Annotated in this window: 17 protein-coding genes; 4 read left to right on the plus strand and 13 right to left on the minus strand. The window is 63.6% G+C overall.

The annotated features are described in order from the left end of the window. The first annotated feature begins 1 nt into the window (after position 1). Together EA795_RS07055 and EA795_RS07060 are read left to right on the plus strand one after the other, a co-directional pair. Positions 2-1,267, plus strand: a complete 1,266-nt coding sequence (locus EA795_RS07055; RefSeq protein ID WP_014854189.1) for an ABC transporter permease — start codon at positions 2-4, stop codon at positions 1,265-1,267. Between the two features lie 8 nt (positions 1,268-1,275). Continuing rightward, positions 1,276-1,785: a DUF3299 domain-containing protein gene (locus EA795_RS07060; protein ID WP_014854190.1), complete on the plus strand. Its 510-nt coding sequence runs from the start codon at positions 1,276-1,278 to the stop codon at positions 1,783-1,785. 211 nt (positions 1,786-1,996) lie between these two features. Here the strand turns inward: EA795_RS07060 and EA795_RS07065 are convergent, their stop codons facing one another. The 6 genes from EA795_RS07065 to EA795_RS07090 are packed head-to-tail and all read right to left on the minus strand — an operon-like array spanning position 1,997 to position 6,863. Further along, positions 1,997-3,088 carry a tetratricopeptide repeat protein gene (locus EA795_RS07065; RefSeq protein ID WP_122076341.1) on the minus strand — a complete coding sequence of 364 codons (1,092 nt, stop codon included), beginning with the start codon at positions 3,086-3,088 and terminating at the stop codon, positions 1,997-1,999. 1 nt (position 3,089) lies between these two features. After that, positions 3,090-3,791, minus strand: coding sequence for an energy transducer TonB (locus tag EA795_RS07070; protein WP_122076343.1), 702 nt, complete (start codon positions 3,789-3,791; stop codon positions 3,090-3,092). Beyond that, positions 3,791-4,201, minus strand: a complete 411-nt coding sequence (locus EA795_RS07075; protein WP_014854193.1) for an ExbD/TolR family protein — start codon at positions 4,199-4,201, stop codon at positions 3,791-3,793. Before EA795_RS07075 ends, EA795_RS07070 begins: the two co-directional genes overlap by 1 nt. A 10-nt stretch (positions 4,202-4,211) precedes the next feature. Continuing rightward, the gene (locus EA795_RS07080) at positions 4,212-4,757 is read right to left on the minus strand and encodes a MotA/TolQ/ExbB proton channel family protein (RefSeq protein ID WP_014854194.1); all 546 of its coding nucleotides are present in this window, start codon (positions 4,755-4,757) and stop codon (positions 4,212-4,214) included. Then, entirely contained in the window at positions 4,750-6,096 is a 1,347-nt protein-coding gene (locus EA795_RS07085) for a MotA/TolQ/ExbB proton channel family protein (RefSeq protein ID WP_122076345.1), read from the minus strand. Before EA795_RS07085 ends, EA795_RS07080 begins: the two co-directional genes overlap by 8 nt. After that, entirely contained in the window at positions 6,093-6,863 is a 771-nt protein-coding gene (locus EA795_RS07090; RefSeq protein WP_014854196.1) for a DUF3450 domain-containing protein, read from the minus strand. The genes EA795_RS07085 and EA795_RS07090 overlap by 4 nt, the downstream gene beginning before the upstream one ends. Positions 6,864-7,055: 192 nt before the next feature. On the opposite strand from EA795_RS07090, the gene EA795_RS07095 reads away from it, so the two are divergent. Continuing rightward, the gene (locus tag EA795_RS07095; protein WP_014854197.1) at positions 7,056-7,748 is read left to right on the plus strand and encodes an OmpW/AlkL family protein; all 693 of its coding nucleotides are present in this window, start codon (positions 7,056-7,058) and stop codon (positions 7,746-7,748) included. A gap of 162 nt (positions 7,749-7,910) precedes the next feature. On the opposite strand, the gene EA795_RS07100 is transcribed toward EA795_RS07095, so the two are convergent. The 4 genes from EA795_RS07100 to EA795_RS07115 form a co-directional block, all read right to left on the minus strand. After that, positions 7,911-8,840 carry an NAD-dependent epimerase/dehydratase family protein gene (locus EA795_RS07100; protein WP_014854198.1) on the minus strand — a complete coding sequence of 310 codons (930 nt, stop codon included), beginning with the start codon at positions 8,838-8,840 and terminating at the stop codon, positions 7,911-7,913. Continuing rightward, entirely contained in the window at positions 8,833-9,717 is an 885-nt protein-coding gene (locus tag EA795_RS07105) for a sugar nucleotide-binding protein (RefSeq protein ID WP_014854199.1), read from the minus strand. Before EA795_RS07105 ends, EA795_RS07100 begins: the two co-directional genes overlap by 8 nt. A gap of 10 nt (positions 9,718-9,727) precedes the next feature. Further along, a complete protein-coding gene (locus EA795_RS07110; protein WP_014854200.1) occupies positions 9,728-10,210 on the minus strand; it encodes a single-stranded DNA-binding protein in 483 nt (160 codons plus the stop codon). Between the two features lie 175 nt (positions 10,211-10,385). Next, positions 10,386-11,753 carry an MFS transporter gene (locus EA795_RS07115; RefSeq protein ID WP_122076347.1) on the minus strand — a complete coding sequence of 456 codons (1,368 nt, stop codon included), beginning with the start codon at positions 11,751-11,753 and terminating at the stop codon, positions 10,386-10,388. 210 nt (positions 11,754-11,963) lie between these two features. On the opposite strand from EA795_RS07115, the gene uvrA reads away from it, so the two are divergent. Then, positions 11,964-14,813, plus strand: coding sequence for an excinuclease ABC subunit UvrA (gene uvrA / locus EA795_RS07120; RefSeq protein WP_122076349.1), 2,850 nt, complete (start codon positions 11,964-11,966; stop codon positions 14,811-14,813). A 69-nt stretch (positions 14,814-14,882) separates the two neighbouring features. Here the strand turns inward: uvrA and EA795_RS07125 are convergent, their stop codons facing one another. The 3 genes from EA795_RS07125 to EA795_RS07135 form a co-directional block, all read right to left on the minus strand. After that, on the minus strand, positions 14,883-16,343 hold the full coding sequence (locus EA795_RS07125; protein ID WP_122076351.1) for a catalase: 1,461 nt from the start codon (positions 16,341-16,343) through the stop codon (positions 14,883-14,885). Positions 16,344-16,523: 180 nt separating this feature from the next. Continuing rightward, the gene (rplQ, locus tag EA795_RS07130; RefSeq protein WP_014854204.1) at positions 16,524-16,910 is read right to left on the minus strand and encodes a 50S ribosomal protein L17; all 387 of its coding nucleotides are present in this window, start codon (positions 16,908-16,910) and stop codon (positions 16,524-16,526) included. Between the two features lie 45 nt (positions 16,911-16,955). Further along, complete coding sequence (locus EA795_RS07135; protein ID WP_122076353.1) at positions 16,956-17,957, minus strand: DNA-directed RNA polymerase subunit alpha; 1,002 nt, start codon at positions 17,955-17,957, stop codon at positions 16,956-16,958. Positions 17,958-17,964: the final 7 nt, after the last annotated feature.

Genomic DNA, 17,964 nt, shown 5'->3' on the forward strand with positions numbered 1-17,964 from the left:
GATGTTCCTGTTGCGCCTGGCGCTGGCGAGCCTGAACAACCGCCGCTTCACTGCTCTGCTCACCGTATTCGCCATCGCCCTGTCGGTGTGCCTGCTGCTCGCCGTCGAGCGGGTGCGCAGCGAAACCCGCGCCGGCTTCGCCAGTACCATCAGCGGCACCGATCTCATCGTCGGCGCCCGCTCCGGCTCGGTGAACCTGCTGCTCTATTCGGTCTTTCGCATCGGCAACGCCACCAACAACATCCGTTGGGACAGCTTCGAGCGGTTCGCCGAACACCCGCGCGTCAGCTGGGCGATTCCCATCTCTCTCGGCGACTCGTACCGCGGCTACCGGGTGATGGGCACCAGCGATGCCTACTTCGAACATTACCGTTACGGCCGCAAGCAACCTCTGCAACTGGCCGAAGGTCGCGCGTTCGCGGAGGACCCCTTCGAGGTGGTGCTCGGCGCCGAGGTGGCCGCGGCGTTGCAGCACAAACTGGATGACCAACTGGTGCTGGCGCACGGTGTCGCCACGGTCAGCCTGATCCAGCATGACGACAAGCCGTTTCGGGTGGTGGGCATCCTGAAGCGAACCGGCACCCCGGTGGACCGTACGCTGCACATCAGTCTGGCCGGCATGGAGGCGCTGCACGTGGACTGGCAGCACGGCATGCCGGCACGCGGCGCGGCGCGGGTCGATGCCGAACAGGCGCGCCAGCTGGACCTGCAGCCGCAACAGATCACCGCCTTCCTGCTCGGGTTGAACAGCCGGATCGCGACCTTCGCCCTGCAACGCGAAATCAACCAGTACCGGGGCGAGCCGCTGCTGGCGATCCTGCCCGGCGTGGCCCTGCAGGAACTCTGGAGCCTGGTCGGCACGGCCGAGAAGGCGCTGTTCGTGGTCTCGCTGTTCGTAGTGCTGACCGGGCTGATCGGCATGCTCACGGCGATTCTCACCAGCCTCAACGAACGCCGCCGGGAAATGGCGATTCTGCGTTCGGTGGGCGCCAGGCCCTGGCACATCGCCGGCCTGCTGGTGGTCGAAGCCTTCGCCCTGGCCCTGGCCGGGGTGCTGCTGGGGCTGCTGTTGCTGTATCTCGCCATCGCGGTTGCCCAGGGACCGCTGCAGGGTCACTACGGCATTTACCTGCCGCTGGCCTTGCCGAGTACCTACGAATGGACATTGCTGGCCGCGATCCTGCTGGCGGGCCTGGTGATCGGCTGTGTGCCGGCCTGGCGCGCCTATCGGCAGTCGCTGGCCGACGGTCTGTCGATCCGCTTATGAGGAACACCATGTCACGCCTGCTGCCCGCGCTACTGCTCGCCCTCGCCCTGCCGGTCGCCGCCGAGGTGCGCGAGCTGCAATGGTCCGATCTGATTCCGCCAGGCGCGCCGCCACCGCCGCCGCCCGTGGCCTTGCACGACCTGTCGCAACTGGCCGATGCGCTGGGGGCCGAAGCTGGTCCCGCCGCTATGCAGCAATCACCCGCGGCGCCTGTGGTCGAAGCGCTCGATGGCGTGCAGGTCAAGCTGCCGGGCTATATCGTGCCGCTGGACATGAGCGAGGAAGGCCGCGTCACTGAGTTTCTGCTGGTGCCCTACTTTGGCGCCTGCATCCATGTGCCGCCACCGCCGTCGAACCAGATCGTGCATGCCACCAGCGAACTCGGCGTCAAGGTGGAGCAGCTCTATCAGCCGTTCTGGATCGAAGGTCCGCTGCGGGTCGAACACGCCAGCAGCGAACTGGCCGAAGCCGGCTATCGCATGGATGCGCAGAAGATCTATTTCTACGAGCTGGATTGAATTGGCAGCGGATACATAGGTAGCTGGTGCGCGGTGGCTTGCAGTACGACAAGCGCCCTATGAACCAACGCCTCGCGCGCGGGTGCTACTCCAAAACAAGCAGGCAGTTGCTCGTTACCCCGTGGGAGCCGTGCCCTCGCGGCGAATGCAGGCGCTAGCCTGCCGACAGCCTCGAAACTCACCCTAAAGCGGCCTCATACGAGACGCTGTTTCAGTTGATACGTGCGACCTGACGCTGGCGTTCGAAGCTCAACTCGCCCTCGGCCCATTCACGCCAGGCCCGCACCTGACGGCGCTCGGCACCGGCACGTTCTGCCTGTTTCAACGCATCGAGGCCGGCCTGCCAGTGGGCCTGTTCTAGTTCCAACTGGGCCACGTGGAGCCATAGCTTGGCATTGCCCGACTGAGCGGCCAGCTCCCGATAGATGCGCGACGCCGACGAGCGCTCACGCGCCTGCCACCAGAGCATGCCCAGGCGCTCACGGCGGGTTGCATTGGTTGCCAGCAGACGCGACTCCAGCATGCCCTCGAGCAGCTTCGCACCCTGCCAGGGCTGGCCGGCCGCGCTGGCCAGCAGTACCAGGTTGTCCAGTTCGGATTCACTGAAGCGCAATCCCTTGGCATGGGCCGCGCGCAGCGTCGCGAGCGCCTTGTCTTCGTCGCCGGCCATCTGCTGCAGCCCGGCCAGTTGGCGCCAGGTCTTGGTCTGGTCCGGATGACGCAACAACAGACGGCGCTGCCAGCGCTCAGCCGCCTCGTAACGTTTCAGCTCGGCATTGGCACCGACCAGGAACTGCAGCCAGGTATCGCCGGCATTCGGGTTGGCCTGTACGTAGCGCTCGGCGAGCGGCAGGGCCTTGGCATGCTGGCCCAGCCCCTGATAGGCCTGCACCAGCATCTGCAACACTTCCTCGTTCGCCTGTGCCGGCGAGCCCAGCAACTCGACGACCTTGGCGTAACGCTCCTGCACCAGGTTCAGCTTGGCCAGGTTCAAGCGCTCGTTGGGCAGCAGCGCTTCGTCCAGCTTGCCGCTGGCAACCGCCTTCTCCAGCAGTTGCAGCGCCTGCTTGTTGTCACCTTCGGCCCAGGCGAGATAAGCGCGGCTGCGCCATACCAGGGCTTCCTCGGCACTGCCGGCCTTGGCCTCGACCTGCTGCAGCAGCTTGCGAGCGGTGGCGTAATCACCCTTCTGCTGCGCGCTCTGCGCTCGTTCCAGTGCCATGAAGACGGCAGGGTTGACCACTTGCGCAGCCTGTACGGAGGCCGCGAACAGTAACGAAAGCAGGAGCAGGAAACGTGGCATTTTAGCGTTCTCCTTGCAGGCGGAAGTGAAGGGTCTTGACGGCCTCTCGGGAGACCGCGGCGCCGTTTTCGGTACGCGGCGCGAAGCGCCAGCGAGCTGCTGCGCGACGCGCCTCACGATCGAAAATGTTGCGAGGCTCGGATTCCAACACGCGGATGTTCTCGACCGTGCCGGCGGCGGTGATGGTGAAGGCCAGCTTGATGTGCCCCTCGATACCGCGCTGACGCGCCCGGTAGGGGTATTCGGGACGCACATCGTTCAACGGCATGACCTCCTGTTCCGGCCCGCCAGGCTGCCCCGCTCCCTCAACGGAAGGCGCCGGTGCCGCAGCTGGCGCCGAGGCGCCCGCGGTCAGCCCGGACAGACTGGGTGTGGGTGCGGAAATCGAAATACCGCTATCGATGTTCGGCAGGGCCAGGTCAAGTTTGGGCAGGTTGGCGCTCGGCGTGGCCATGGTCGGTGTCGGCGGCGTAGGCGGTTGCGGCGTCTTCGGCTGAGGCGGCTGCGGTGCCTGCTGCCGGGAACGTGTGCTGGTGTCCTCGTTGCGGCCGTCCATGCGTACGAAGTTGGCGATCGCCACCGGATCGTCCACCACCTCACTGCCCGAAGGGGTGACCATGCTCAGCATGAGCACGAACAGCGACAATGCCACTGCGCAGGCGGCGATGAAGGACAGCCCGACACGAGCCAGCCTCTGATGCATCACAGCGCTCCTGCGGTCGCGGCGAGCGCCACGTCATGTACGCCGGCCTGGCGCGCCTGGTCCATCACCTGGACCACCAGGCCGGTGCGCGCGTCCTGGTCGGCCTGGACCACTACCGCGCCGTCCGGCTGGTCGACGCGCAGACGCTCGATGTGCGCGCGCACGCTGCGTACGTCAACGGCCTTCTTGTCGATCCACACCTGGCCGTCGGCAGTCACCGCGACGAGGATGTTGCCCTTGTCCTGCGCGCTGGCGGTATCCGCCTGCGGGCGCTGGACCTCGACACCGGATTCCTTGATGAAGGAGCTGGTGACGATGAAGAAAATCAGCATGATGAAAACCACATCGAGCATCGGCGTCAGATCGATGCCAGTGTCTTCTTCCTGCAGGTGATGGCGACGCATACGCATCCGGTAATCCTCAATCGTGACGCAGCTGGTCGGCCAGCCGGTCGAGAGCCAGGCGCGCGATTCGCTCGAGACGCGCCAGGCTGAACAGTCCAGTGATGGCCAGCACCATGCCGGCCATGGTCGGCAGGGTCGCCTGCCAGACGCCCGCTGCCATCCCGCGGGGGTTGCCGGTGCCGTTGAGCGCCAACACGTCGAATACGGCGATCATTCCGCTGACGGTGCCGAGCAGGCCCAGCAGCGGATACATGGCGACCAGCGTCTTGCTCAGCCGCAGAGGTCCGGACAGCTGCTGCTGCGCCTGTGCCAGCCAGGCTGCGCGCACCGCACGCTGCCAGCTGCCGGATTCGCCACTCAGCTGTGCCCAGGCCTGGCGCCGTGCTTCCACCCAGTGCGGGAACACCCGGCGCATGAACCAGACGCGCTCGAACACCAGCGTCCAATAGAGAACGCAGAGGGCGGCCAGCGCCCACATCACCACGCCGCCTGCCGCCATGAAGTCGAGCAGCGCATGGCCGCTGTCGACCAGGCTCAGCCAGTAGCCGTGCAGATCAGTCACGGCGCGGCGATCCCGACAGGTGCAGTGCGATCAGACCGGCGCTCTGCTGCTCCAGCAACTGGATCAGGCCCTTGCTGCGGCTGGCCAGCAGGCTGTGCAGGAACAACAGGGGAATCGCCACCACCAGGCCTTGCACGGTCGTCACCAGCGCCTGGGAGATGCCGTCGGCCATCAGTCGAGAGTCACCGCCACCGCTCTGGGTGATGGCCTGGAAGGTGACGATCATGCCAGTTACGGTACCCAGCAGGCCCAGCAGCGGCGCCACGGCAGCGAGCAGCTTGAGCAGCGGCTGGCCACGCTCCAGCGGCGGTGTTTCCTGAAGAATGGCCTCGTCGAGTTTCAGCTCGAGGGTTTCCAGGTCCGACAACTGCGGCTTGGGTCCGAGCACGCCGATGATCCGTCCCAGCGGGTTGTCGCTGCGAGGGGCATTCAGTTCGCGCATCTGGCTGGCGACCTTGCGCCCGACACCGCTGAGATAGGCCATTCGCCAGATCGCCAGCAGCAGACCGAAGATACCCAGCACCATGATCACCCAGCCGACCAGGCCGCCCTGCTGCACCCGATCCCACAGTTCCGGCTGACGCTGCAGCTGCTCCAGCAGGGAGCCCCGGCTCGGATCTACCGGCAGAACCGCCAGCGCATCGCTGCTGCCCAGATAGTCGTCGACCAGCCCCTGCCCGGAGGGTTGCCGCGCGGGAGCCAGCAACTCGCCGGCACTCTCGTCGTAACGCAGGAAGGCGTCCTTGGTGAAAGCCGAGAAAGCACCGACCCGCAGCACCGATTCGACGTTACGCTGGCCGTTGGCGCTAACCACAGGCAGCTCGACCTGCTCGACCCGACCACTCGCGGCCAGGTCTTCGAGCAAGGTCATCCAGAACGCGTCCAGATCCTCGGCAGACGGCAAGGTACGGCTCTCCGCCAGTGCCCGCAGGCGCTGCACACGCTCCGGATACTGGGTGTTGAGCAAACTGTCTTGCCATTGCCCGGCGATGTCGCCCGCGCTCTGGCGCACGACCCCGAACAGTTCCCCCAGATGCCCCACGCGCTGCGCGAGGAGCCTTTCCTGCTCGACCAGCTCGGCTTCCTGACGATCGAATTCAGCTTTCAGGCGCTCGGCTTCGGCCTTCTGCTGTGCGAGCGCGGCATTGGCTCGCGCCAGCAACTGCGCCTGCTCGCTGCGATCCTGCAGGAACGCCTGCTCACGCGCCTGCATGGCGTCGGCTTCGGCCGCACGATCGCTACGAATGCGTTGCAGCAGTTGATCGGGGGTCAGGGGCTCGGCCGCCTGGGCCAGTGCCGGCAGCAGGCCAATGAACAGCAACGTCAGCAAACGGCTCATCGTACGGCCTCCTTGGCCAGGGTCTTCACCGGCAATTCGAGCCAACTGGGTGCTTGTTGCTGGCGGGCGATGGCGATCGCCTTGGTAATGGGGCGGCGCGCGCTGCCGTCGAGTACTTCCCAGGCGCGCGTCTGTGGGTTCCACCAGCCGCTCTCATGAGCGTCCAGCGTCTGGTAATAAAGCATGGTCCGACCCAGCCGCAGGAATTCGACGCTGCGCGTGCCACTCTCGGCGGGCAGTTCACCGCGCCAGGCTTCCAGGGTCCGTCCGTAATCACTCTCGATCTGGTACGCCTCGAGGATGCGACGGTACTTCTCGGCAAGGCTGACATCGGCACGCACCTGCATCTCCTGCAGGCTGGCAAGGCGGTCGGCACGCTCATCGGGCAGGAACGGCAGATCGGCAGCGATGAACTCTTCCAGCACTTCGATCATGCGGCTCATCTGCGGCGCAACCGCTTCCTGGGTGCGTTCGATGCTGTCCAGTTGCCGCTGAAAGCCTTCCAGCTCCTTGCGCTGCGCTGCCGTGAGATCGACCAGTTGCGCGTTGTATGCCTTCAGCGCCTCGGCCTGCTGCACGGCATTACGGTAATCGTTGAGCATCTGCCGGGTGGCATCGTCGAGTTGCTCGATACGCGCTTGCGAAGCCTTGGCTTCTGCAGCCAGGCGCTGACTTTCCTCCAGCGCCGTGTCCAGCGGGGCAGCATAAAGCGGCATGCAGCACGACAGCACGGCGACCGCCAGGAGGCGGGGAATAAAGGCTTGCATTGATGGATCCCTTGCAGACGGACGTCAAACTCGAAAGAGAAACATTATCATCTACCGCAAAACGGATGGCAACCCGGGCAATACGTCGCACACGGGCCGAAGCATTTATTGAGCTGGGTCAAAAATAGGCTTTTGCCGCGCCCTACCATGGCTTCCAACACGCAACAGAACCCTGTCTCGTTGGAGTCCCTTATGCGCAAGACCCTGTTTACCGCTTCCGTGCTGGCCGTGGCCCTGGCCGCCCCTTTCGCCCAGGCTCATCAGGCCGGTGATGTGATCGTGCGTGCCGGTGCGATTACCGTTGATCCGCGTGAAGAAACATCAGGCGTTTTCGTGGACCGTGGAGCGCTGGCTGGCACTGATCTTGGCGGCAAAGCCTCGCTGGACAGCGACACGCAGCTCGGCCTTAACTTTGCGTACATGCTCACAGATCACATTGGCATCGAATTGCTCGCTGCAACACCTTTCCAACATGACGTGTCTATTTCTGGAACAGCCGGCGGTATCGCAGATGGCAAGCTTGGCGACCTTAAGCACCTACCGCCAACCTTGAGCCTCGTCTACTACCCAATGGATAGCAAATCAGCTTTTCAGCCTTATGTAGGCGCTGGCGTTAATTACACTTGGTTTTTCGACGAAAGCGTCGGAAGCGCCGCTACTGCAGGCGGTTTTGATAACTTTCGGGTGAAGAATTCTTGGGGCTGGGCTGCCCAAGTCGGTATGGATTACATGCTGACCGACCAAATCATGGTCAATGCGCAGGTACGCTACATCGATATCGATACCGATGCGTATGTGGACAACACCATTCTTGGCGTTCGCGCCAAAGTCGACGTAGAAGTAGACCCGATGGTCTACATGGTCGGCCTCGGCTACAAGTTCTGACGAAACCGGCAACCGCCGAATCGCAGACAGAACAAAGGCGCCTTCGAGGCGCCTTTGCTTTTCCCGTGATCTACCCCAGCCCTCGCGCCTTTCGTAGGGTGGAAAACCGCGAAGCGTTTTCCACGTCTGCCACTGGCATCCACCTATTGGCGGGCAAGGGGACTAACGACCGAGCAACTTAGCCAGTCCGTCGCGCATATCGGTCGCCGGTTCCGGCAAACGGAAACGCTGCAACAACCGTGCATTGTTCGCCCGCGAATGGCGAATGTCACCGCTACGCGCCGCCTGGTAGCTGACGGGCGGTAGCCCACCCAATACATCCCCGATGGCCGCCAGCAATCCATTCAACGAGGTGGCGCGATTGAGCCCGACGTTGATCGCCCCTTCTTCGACCGTGGCAACCTCCAGCGCCTGCACCAGCAGCTCGACCAGATCGCCGACATAAAGGAAATCGCGGGTCTGCTCGCCATCGCCGAACACGGCGATGGGGAGTCCTTTCTGCGCACGCTCGGTGAAGATGCTGATCACACCCGAATAGGGGGAAGACGGATCCTGGCGCGGCCCGTAGATATTGAAGAAGCGGAACACCACCGGCTCCAGCCCGTGCTGGCTCCGATAGAAATCGAGGTAATGCTCGCTGGCCAGTTTGTCCGCGGCGTAGGGCGTCAGCGGTGCCTTCGGCGTGTTCTCGTCGATGGATTGCCCTTCGCCGTTATTGCCGTAAATCGCCGCGCTGGAGGCGAAGACCACCCGCCGCACACCATTCTGGCGCATGGCCTCGCAGAGATTCAGCGTGCCGACCAGATTGCTCTGGTGCGTACCGACCGGATCTTCCACCGACGCCTGCACGGACGCCACCGCGGCCAGGTGCACCACCGCCGCACACCCCTCGACCGCACGATGCACGGTTTGCGCATCGGCGACGTCACCCTCGATCAGCTCGAGGCGATCGCTGACTGGCAGGTTGCTGCGCTTGCCCGTGGAGAAATTATCCAGCACCCGCACCGTGTAGCCACGTGCGATAAGGGCGTCGACCAGATTGGAGCCGATGAAGCCGGCGCCACCGGTAACCAGAATCGGTGAGTCAGTCATGGCGGTAATAACGATCCAGCAGGTCCGGCAGACCGGCGCGCCAGGCGCGCGGCTTGATGCCGAAGGTATTGAAGATTTTCTTGCAGGCCAGCACGCCATGTTGCGGCTCGTCCGCCGCATCGGGGCAGTCGGCGTGTGCAATCGCGGAAACGCCTTCGAGGGTGAACTGCCGGTAATGAGTCGCCTCGGCGTAAACCGCCTGGCCCACGACCAGCGGCGTCGAAGCCTCGTGACCGCCGTAATGGTAGGTGCCCCAAAGCGGCGCGCCGCAATCGAGCTGCTTGAGCACGGCGAGAATCACCCGCGCCGCATCCTCTACCGGAGTGGGATTGCCGCGCCGATCGTCGGCCAGAAAGAATTCTTCGTGCTGTTCGAGACGTAGCAGAAAGCGTCCGAGCAAGCCGTCCGGGCTGTCATCGAGCAGCCAGCCGAACCGCAACAGCACATGCCTGGGGCACAGCGCACGCACGCTCTGCTCGATCCGGCACAGCGCCCGGCTGCGCGCATCCAGCGGCGCGACCTCATCCTTTTCGTTGTATGCCGTGGTACGCGCACCATCGAATACGCGATAGCTCGAAGGCTGCAACAGGACGAACTGATGATGCTGACAGAGTTCGGCCAGGCGTTCGACGGCACGCTCCTGGCCATTGAGCACTGACTCCTCGACATGACCCGCCTGGAACCAGTCGACGTAATAGGCAAGGTTGATCACGACATCCGGGCGGTTGTCGTCGAGCAGTTTGGTCAGGCTTGGAGCATCCCAGCCCTGTTCGGGCGAAGGGGGGGCAAGGAAAGTGATCTCTTCCTCGCCGCCGAGGCGGATCAGCGCCTGACCCAGGGCATTACCACCGCCCAACAGCATCAGGCGCATTCGCATTCAACCGGACTCAGAAAGGAATATCGTCGTCGAAGCTGTCGTAGTCCGGAGCAGGCTGCTGAGCAGGCTTCGGCTGGGACGGTGCCGGGCGTGCGGCCTGCTGCGGCTCGCGCTGCGGACGCGGCTGGCGCGGCTCATCGGAGCTGCCGCCGCGGCTGCCGAGCAGCTGCATGCTGCCGTTCATATCCACCACGATCTCGGTGGTGTAGCGCTTGACGCCGTCCTTCTCCCACTCGCGGGTCTGCAGGCGTCCTTCGATGTAGCACTGCGAGCCCTTGCGCAGGTACTCGCCGGCAATCTCGGCGACCTTGCCGAACAGCACCACGCGGTGCCACTCGGTGCGCTCCTGCAGCTGACCGGTCTGCTTGTCCTTCCAGCTGTCGGTGGTCGCCAGCGTGATGTTGGTCACCGCATTGCCATTGGGCATGTAGCGGGTTTCCGGGTCGCCGCCGACATTGCCGATCAAGATGACTTTATTCACCCCTCTGGCCATGGGTAACTCCTTATCTGAAACATGAATTAGGCTGGCTCAATGAAGAATCCCGCGCGGCAGGAAAAAAGCCAATGACCGCGAATCTTACCTCAGCCAGCCATGCCGACAACAGCAGGTAACCGCAAGAGACCGGCCGGAGTCGTTTTTTTGCCAGGCACGTCGCGGACAGTATCGCTCAGGCCACGAGCCGATCGAGCGCCGCCCTGTCGAGCTGCTGCGTATCCACCTTGACATAGGCGGCGCCCTCTTCCGCCAGCACGATCGCATCCGAAACGCCTGACACCGCCAGTAGCTGGGACGTCAGCTCGGGATTGGACAGCGCCGATTCCGACAGTGGCAACCGCAGGCTGGTGACGTAGGGCGGCTCACGCATGCTCCAGACGATCAGCAACCACAAGGCGCCAAGCCCGGCACAGCCGGCGAACACGACTTCAAGCCCACCCAGCTGATAGAGCCAGCCACCGAGAATGCCGCCCAGCCCTGCCCCCAGGAACTGGCTGGTGGAATACACCCCCATCGCCGTCCCCTTGCCGCCGGCCGGCGCGACCTTGCTGATCAGCGATGGTAGCGAGGCCTCCAGCAGATTGAAGGCAGTGAAGAAGATCACCATGCCGACCACCAGCGCCCAGAGGCCGTGCCCGAACTGCCAGAAGAACAGCTCGCACAGCAACAGTACGCCAACCGCGCCGAGCAACACGCGGCGCATCTGGCGCTTCTTCTCGCCATAGATGATGAACGGCACCATGCCCAGGAAGCCGACCAGCAGGGCTGTCAGATAGACCCACCAGTGCTCGTCCTTGGGCAGCGCCGCCTCTTCCACCAGCGCCAGCGGCAGCGCGACGAAACTCGCCATGAGGATGGCATGCAGCGCAAAGATGCTGATATCCAGGCGCAGCAGGTCGGGATGACGCAGGGTCGCCCCCAGCGCCTGGCTCGCCACGCCCGATTCACGATGCTGCAGATGGCGCTGCGCGCGCGGCAGGGTGGCGACGATGACGCCCCCCAGCAGCGCCAGCGCCGCCGTCAGCCAGAACAGTGCGGACAAGCCGAACGCCCTGGCCACCAGCGGACCGATCACCATGGCGACGGCGAACGACAAACCGATGCTCATGCCGATCATCGCCATGGCCTTGGTGCGGTGCTGCTCGCGGGTCAGGTCGGAGAGCAGCGCCATCACCGCCGCGGAAATCGCCCCTGCGCCCTGCAGTATGCGGCCGGCGATCACCCCCCAGATACTGTCGGACATGGCCGCCAGCACCGCCCCGGCGGCGAAGATCAGCAAGCCGAAATAGATGATCGGCAGACGGCCGATGCGATCGGAAAGAATGCCGAAGGGAATTTGCAGCAGCGCCTGGGTCAAACCATAGGCGCCGATGGCAAGGCCGATCAGCGCCGGCGTCGCCCCCTGCAGATCCATTCCATAGGTCGCCAGCACCGGCAACACCATGAACATGCCGAGCATGCGAAACGCGAAGACCAGGGCCAGCCCGGAAGCCGCACGGGTTTCGCTGGCGCTCATGCGCTCGCTGTATGGGTCCTGCATCTGGGGGTCTCGCTTGAATGAACCGGCGGCGATTCTAGCAGCCAAGGCATTGGCGGCACAGGCGCGTAGATGCCACAGCGTCGTTTCGATAGAAGCGCTGGAGGTTGAAGGCTGAACGAAAAGCCTCTCGGCCAGCCATCAGCGCTTTTATCGGCTCTTGCCCCTTTACCGTATACTTGCCGGTTTCTCCGCCCGCCACGCGAGGCTGCTTTGGACAAGATTCTGATTCGTGGAGCTCGTACCCACAACCTGAAGAACATCGACCTGACCCTGCCACGCGACAAGCTGATCGTGATCACCGGCCTGTCCGGCTCAGGCAAGTCCTCGCTGGCCTTCGACACCCTCTATGCCGAAGGCCAGCGCCGCTACGTGGAATCGCTGTCGGCCTATGCCCGGCAGTTCCTGTCGATGATGGAAAAGCCCGACGTCGACACCATCGAAGGCCTGTCACCGGCGATCTCCATCGAACAGAAGTCCACCTCGCACAACCCGCGCTCCACCGTGGGCACCATTACCGAGATCTACGACTACCTGCGCCTGCTCTACGCGCGGGTCGGCACGCCGCGCTGCCCCGATCACGATGCGCCGCTGGAGGCGCAGACCGTCAGCCAGATGGTCGACCAGGTACTGGCCCTGCCCGAAGGCAGCAAGCTGATGCTGCTGGCCCCGGTGATCCGCGAGCGCAAGGGCGAGCACCTGGCGGTGTTCGATGAACTGCGCGCCCAGGGCTTCGTCCGCGCGCGGGTCAACGGCAAGCTCTACGAGCTCGACGAGCTGCCGAAACTGGACAAGCAGAAGAAGCATTCCATCGATGTCGTGGTGGACCGTTTCAAGGTCCGCGGCGATCTGCAGCAGCGCCTGGCCGAATCCTTCGAGACCGCCCTCAAGCTGGCCGATGGCATCGCCCTGGTCGCGCCGATGGAAGATGACGACGACGCCGAGGAGATGATCTTTTCGGCGCGCTTCGCCTGCCCGATCTGCGGCCACTCGATCAGCGAGTTGGAACCCAAGCTGTTCTCGTTCAACAACCCGGCCGGCGCCTGCCCAACCTGCGACGGCCTGGGCGCCAAACAGTTCTTTGACGCCAAACGCCTGGTCAACGGCGAACTGACCCTGGCCGAGGGCGCGATCCGCGGCTGGGACAGGCGCAATGTCTACTACTTCCAGATGCTCGGCTCGCTGGCCTCGCATTACGGCTTCAGCCTCGACGAGCCTTTCGACTCACTGCCCGAGAAGCATCAGCAATGCATCCTGCGCGGCAGTGGCAAGGAAAGCGTCGACTTCCGCTATCTCAACGACCGTGGCGACATCGTCAAGCGCTCGCATCCGTTCGAAGGGATCATCCCCAATCTCGAACGCCGCTATCGCGAAACGGAATCCAACAGCGTCCGCGAAGAACTGGCCAAGTACCTCAGCACCCAGCCCTGCCCGGAATGTCGCGGCACGCGCTTGCGCCGCGAGGCACGCCACGTGTGGGTCGGAGACAAGACGCTGCCGGCCGTCACCACACTGCCGATCGGGGATGCGGCCGAATATTTCGGCGGCCTGACGCTGAGCGGCCGACGCGGCGAGATCGCCGACAAGATTCTCAAGGAAATCGGCGAGCGCCTGCAATTCCTGGTCAACGTCGGCCTCGACTACCTGACCCTGGACCGTAGCGCCGATACCCTCTCCGGCGGCGAAGCGCAGCGTATTCGCCTGGCCAGCCAGATCGGCGCCGGGCTGGTGGGCGTCATGTACATCCTCGACGAACCTTCGATCGGCCTGCACCAGCGCGACAACGAGCGCCTGCTCGGCACCCTGCGCCACCTGCGCGACATCGGCAACACGGTGATCGTCGTCGAGCACGATGAAGATGCCATCCGCCTGGCCGACTACGTGCTCGACATCGGCCCCGGCGCCGGCGTGCATGGCGGCCAGATCGTCGCCGAGGGCACGCCGGACGAAGTCATGGCCAACCCCGCCTCCCTCACCGGCGGCTATCTGTCCGGACGGGTGAAGATCCGCTATCCGGCCAAGCGCACCCCGCGCGATGCCGGCAAACTGCTGAAGCTCAAGGGCGCGCGCGGCAACAACCTGCGCAACGTCGACCTGGAAATCCCCGTGGGCCTGCTGACCTGCATCACCGGGGTGTCGGGCTCGGGCAAGTCGACGCTGATCAACAACACCCTGTTCCCGATCACGGCGACCGCGCTCAATGGCGCCACGACGCTCGAGGTGGCCGCGCACGATTCCTTCGACGGCTTGCAGCACCTCGACAAGGTGGTGGACATCGACCAGAGTCCGATCGGCCGCACGCCGCGCTCGAACCCGGCGACCTACACCGGCCTGTTCACGCCGATTCGCGAGCTCTTCGCCGGCGTCCCGGAAGCCCGCTCACGCGGCTACGGTCCGGGACGCTTCTCCTTCAACGTCAAGGGGGGGCGCTGCGAAGCCTGCCAGGGCGATGGCGTGATCAAGGTGGAGATGCACTTCCTGCCGGACATCTACGTGCCCTGCGACGTGTGCAAGGGCAAGCGCTACAACCGCGAAACCCTGGAAGTGAAGTACAAGGGCAAGAGCATCACCGAGGTGCTCGACATGACCATCGAGGAGGCCCGTGAGTTCTTCGATCCGGTACCGGCGGTGGCGCGCAAGCTGCAGACGCTGATGGATGTAGGCCTGTCCTATATCAAGCTCGGGCAGAGCGCGACCACGCTGTCGGGCGGCGAGGCGCAACGGGTCAAGCTGTCCCGCGAGCTGTCCAAGCGGGATACCGGCAAGACGCTGTACATCCTCGACGAACCCACCACCGGCCTGCACTTCGCCGATATCCAGCAGCTGCTGGACGTGCTGCACCGGCTACGCGACCACGGCAACACGGTGGTGGTCATCGAGCACAATCTGGATGTGATCAAGACCGCCGACTGGCTGGTCGACCTGGGGCCGGAAGGCGGCTCCAAGGGCGGCCAGATCATCGCCACGGGCACGCCAGAAGAGGTGGCCGAGATGCCGCAGTCGCATACCGGTCACTTCCTCAAGCCGCTGCTGGAGCGCGACCGGGGGCAAGCGACGAAGTAAGCTTTCGCGGCATTCCGAAAACAAAAAACCGCAGCAGCGCTGCGGTTTTTTTTGCCTCGGGACCAGCGATCAGGCCAGCGCCTCCTCGACCGGCAGATCGAGCGCTGCCGCGACACCGGCACCATAGGCGGGGTCGGCCAGGTAGCAGTGCCTGATGTGCCGCAGCTTGATATGCCGCGCCGCATCGCCCATCGCCCGCGCCGTGTTGCCGAACAGGCGCTGTTGCTCATCGGCCTTCATCAAGCGGAACAGATCGCCCGGCTGGGTGAAGTAATCCGCATCGTCCGCACGGAAATCGTAACGGGCAGCTGCCCCTTCGAGCGCCAGCGGCGGCTCGCTGAAATCAGGCTGCTCCTGCCACTCACCGTAGGTGTTCGGCTGGTAGTGCAGCCGGCCGCCGTGGTTACCGTCGACCCGCATGGCACCGTCACGGTGGTAACTGTGCATTGGACAGCGTGGCGCATTCACCGGGATCTGGTGGTGGTTGACGCCCAGACGGTAGCGCTGCGCGTCACCGTAGGAGAACAGACGGCCTTGCAACATGCGATCCGGCGAGAAGCTGATGCCCGGCACCACATTGGCGGGCGTGAACGCGGCCTGCTCGACGTCCTGGAAGTAGTTGTCGGCGTTGCGATTGAGCTCGTAGTAACCCACTTCGATCAGCGGGTAATCCTTCTTCGACCAGACCTTGGTCAGGTCAAACGGGTGGAAGCGATAGCTCGCCGCCTCGGCTTCCGGCATCACCTGCACATACATGGTCCAGCGTGGGAAATCACCACGCTCAATGGCCTCGAACAGGTCTCGCTGCGAGCTCTCGCGGTCATTGGCGACGATGGCTGCCGCTTCCGCGTCGGTCAGGTTCTTGATGCCCTGCTGGGTCTTGAAGTGGAACTTGACCCAGTAGCGCTGATTGTCGGCGCTGATGAAGCTGTAGGTGTGCGAGCCGAAGCCATGCATGTGCCGGTACGAGGCCGGAATGCCCCGGTCGCCCATCACGTAGGTGATCTGGTGCAAGGCCTCGGGCAGGCCGGTCCAGAAGTCCCAGTTGTTGTTGGCGCTGCGCATGTTGGTGCGCGGATCGCGCTTGACCGCGTGGTTCAGGTCGGGGAATTTCAGCGGGTCGCGGAAGAAGAACACCGGCGTGTTGTTGCCGACCATGTCCCAGTTGCCCTGCTCGGTGTAGAACTTCAGAGCATAGCCGCGGATGTCGCGCTCGGCATCCGCTGCACCACGCTCGCCGGCCACAGTGGAGAAGCGCGCGAACATGGGAGTCTTCTTGCCAACCTCGGAAAAGATCGCGGCCTTGGTATAGCGGGTGATGTCGTGAGTGACCACGAACTCGCCAAAGGCTCCGGAGCCTTTGGCATGCATGCGGCGTTCGGGAATCACTTCGCGGTCGAAATGCGCCAGCTTTTCCAGGAACCACACGTCCTGCAGCAACATCGGGCCACGCGGGCCGGCAGTCAGGGAATTCTGGTTTTCAGCTACCGGCGCACCGGCAACGGTCGTCAACCTGGGCTTGTCAGTCATGTTTAGCTCCTTGGATGGCATCCATCATTACAGCGAAACCGGGGTTACCGGCGGTATGGGTGCCATCATAGGAAGCCGAGCGAAGCGAGACCAATGCGTTGAGTCAACACAGTCGATAGAAAATATGGATATAAAAAAACCGAGCCTGAAGGCTCGGTTCTTTTTCCGAAAAGCCGAGGCTTATTCGGCTGCTTCCACTTCACCAGTAACCGGACGGTCAACCAGTTCGACGTAAGCCATGGGGGCGTTGTCCCCAGCACGGAAGCCGCACTTGAGGATACGCAGGTAGCCGCCCTGACGGGTGGCGTAACGCGGACCCAGATCGCTGAACAGCTTGCCGACGATAGCCTTCGAACGAGTACGGTCGAAAGCCAGGCGACGGTTGGCGACGCTGTCTTCCTTGGCCAGGGTGATCAGCGGCTCGGCGACGCGACGCAGTTCCTTGGCCTTGGGCAGGGTGGTCTTGATCAGTTCGTGCTCGAACAGCGACACCGCCATGTTCTGGAACATGGCCTTGCGGTGTGCGCTGGTGCGGCTCAGGTGACGGCCACTTTTACGATGACGCATGATTGAAATTCCTTACCAAACGATCAGTTCGGTGACTAGGGACGATCAGGCCGTGGCCTTATCGTCCTTCTTGAGACTTGCCGGCGGCCAGTTATCGAGGCGCATGCCGAGGGACAGACCACGCGAGGCCAGAACGTCTTTGATTTCGGTCAGAGACTTCTTGCCCAGGTTCGGCGTCTTCAACAGTTCCACTTCGGTGCGCTGGATCAGATCACCGATGTAGTAGATGTTCTCTGCCTTGAGGCAGTTAGCCGAACGAACGGTCAGTTCCAGGTCATCCACCGGACGCAGCAGAATCGGATCGATCTCGTCTTCCTGCTCGACCACTACCGGCTCGCTGTCGCCCTTGAGGTCGACGAATGCAGCCAGTTGCTGTTGGAGGATAGTCGCGGCGCGACGGATCGCCTCTTCGGGATCCAGGGTGCCGTTGGTTTCGAGATCGATAACCAGCTTGTCCAGGTTGGTGCGCTGTTCGACACGAGCGTTCTCGACCACATAAGCCACGCGACGTACCGGGCTGAAAGTGGCGTCGAGCTGAAGACGGCCGATACTGCGGCTTTCATCCTCATCGCTCTGACGCGCATCAGCCGGCTCGTAACCACGGCCGCGAGCGACCTTGAGCTTCATGTTGATCGAGCCATTGGCCGCCAGGTTGGCGATCAGGTGATCGCCATTGACGATTTCGACATCGTGATCCAGCTGGATATCGGCAGCGGTAACAGGGCCCGCGCCCTTCTTCACCAGGCTCAAGGTCACTTCATCACGGCCGTGCAGCTTGATGGCGATACCTTTGAGGTTGAGCAGGATTTCGATGACATCTTCCTGCACGCCCTCGATGGCGCTGTACTCGTGGAGCACGCCGTCGATCTCAGCCTCGGCCACGGCGCAGCCAGGCATGGAGGACAACAGAATGCGACGCAGCGCGTTGCCCAGGGTGTGGCCGAAACCACGCTCGAGAGGCTCGAGCGTGATCTTGGCACGGGTCGGACTGACCACCTGCACATCGATATGGCGGGGGGTCAGGAACTCATTTACCGAACTCTGCATGGATACA

Source organism: Stutzerimonas nitrititolerans (assembly GCF_003696285.1).
GTDB lineage: Bacteria > Pseudomonadota > Gammaproteobacteria > Pseudomonadales > Pseudomonadaceae > Stutzerimonas > Stutzerimonas nitrititolerans.

What these genes read in the sequence shown, in the direction of transcription:
- EA795_RS07135 (WP_122076353.1), bottom strand. Translation starts at nt 17,957, where the DNA reads ATGCAGAGTTCGGTAAATGAGTTCCTGACCCCCCGCCATATCGATGTG.
- EA795_RS07060 (WP_014854190.1), top strand. Translation starts at nt 1,276, where the DNA reads ATGTCACGCCTGCTGCCCGCGCTACTGCTCGCCCTCGCCCTGCCGGTC.
- rplQ (WP_014854204.1), bottom strand. Translation starts at nt 16,910, where the DNA reads ATGCGTCATCGTAAAAGTGGCCGTCACCTGAGCCGCACCAGCGCACAC.
- EA795_RS07055 (WP_014854189.1), top strand. Translation starts at nt 2, where the DNA reads ATGTTCCTGTTGCGCCTGGCGCTGGCGAGCCTGAACAACCGCCGCTTC.
- EA795_RS07105 (WP_014854199.1), bottom strand. Translation starts at nt 9,717, where the DNA reads ATGCGAATGCGCCTGATGCTGTTGGGCGGTGGTAATGCCCTGGGTCAG.
- EA795_RS07125 (WP_122076351.1), bottom strand. Translation starts at nt 16,343, where the DNA reads ATGACTGACAAGCCCAGGTTGACGACCGTTGCCGGTGCGCCGGTAGCT.
- EA795_RS07110 (WP_014854200.1), bottom strand. Translation starts at nt 10,210, where the DNA reads ATGGCCAGAGGGGTGAATAAAGTCATCTTGATCGGCAATGTCGGCGGC.
- EA795_RS07070 (WP_122076343.1), bottom strand. Translation starts at nt 3,791, where the DNA reads ATGCATCAGAGGCTGGCTCGTGTCGGGCTGTCCTTCATCGCCGCCTGC.
- EA795_RS07085 (WP_122076345.1), bottom strand. Translation starts at nt 6,096, where the DNA reads ATGAGCCGTTTGCTGACGTTGCTGTTCATTGGCCTGCTGCCGGCACTG.
- EA795_RS07095 (WP_014854197.1), top strand. Translation starts at nt 7,056, where the DNA reads ATGCGCAAGACCCTGTTTACCGCTTCCGTGCTGGCCGTGGCCCTGGCC.
- EA795_RS07065 (WP_122076341.1), bottom strand. Translation starts at nt 3,088, where the DNA reads ATGCCACGTTTCCTGCTCCTGCTTTCGTTACTGTTCGCGGCCTCCGTA.
- EA795_RS07090 (WP_014854196.1), bottom strand. Translation starts at nt 6,863, where the DNA reads ATGCAAGCCTTTATTCCCCGCCTCCTGGCGGTCGCCGTGCTGTCGTGC.
- EA795_RS07115 (WP_122076347.1), bottom strand. Translation starts at nt 11,753, where the DNA reads ATGCAGGACCCATACAGCGAGCGCATGAGCGCCAGCGAAACCCGTGCG.
- EA795_RS07100 (WP_014854198.1), bottom strand. Translation starts at nt 8,840, where the DNA reads ATGACTGACTCACCGATTCTGGTTACCGGTGGCGCCGGCTTCATCGGC.
- EA795_RS07075 (WP_014854193.1), bottom strand. Translation starts at nt 4,201, where the DNA reads ATGCGTATGCGTCGCCATCACCTGCAGGAAGAAGACACTGGCATCGAT.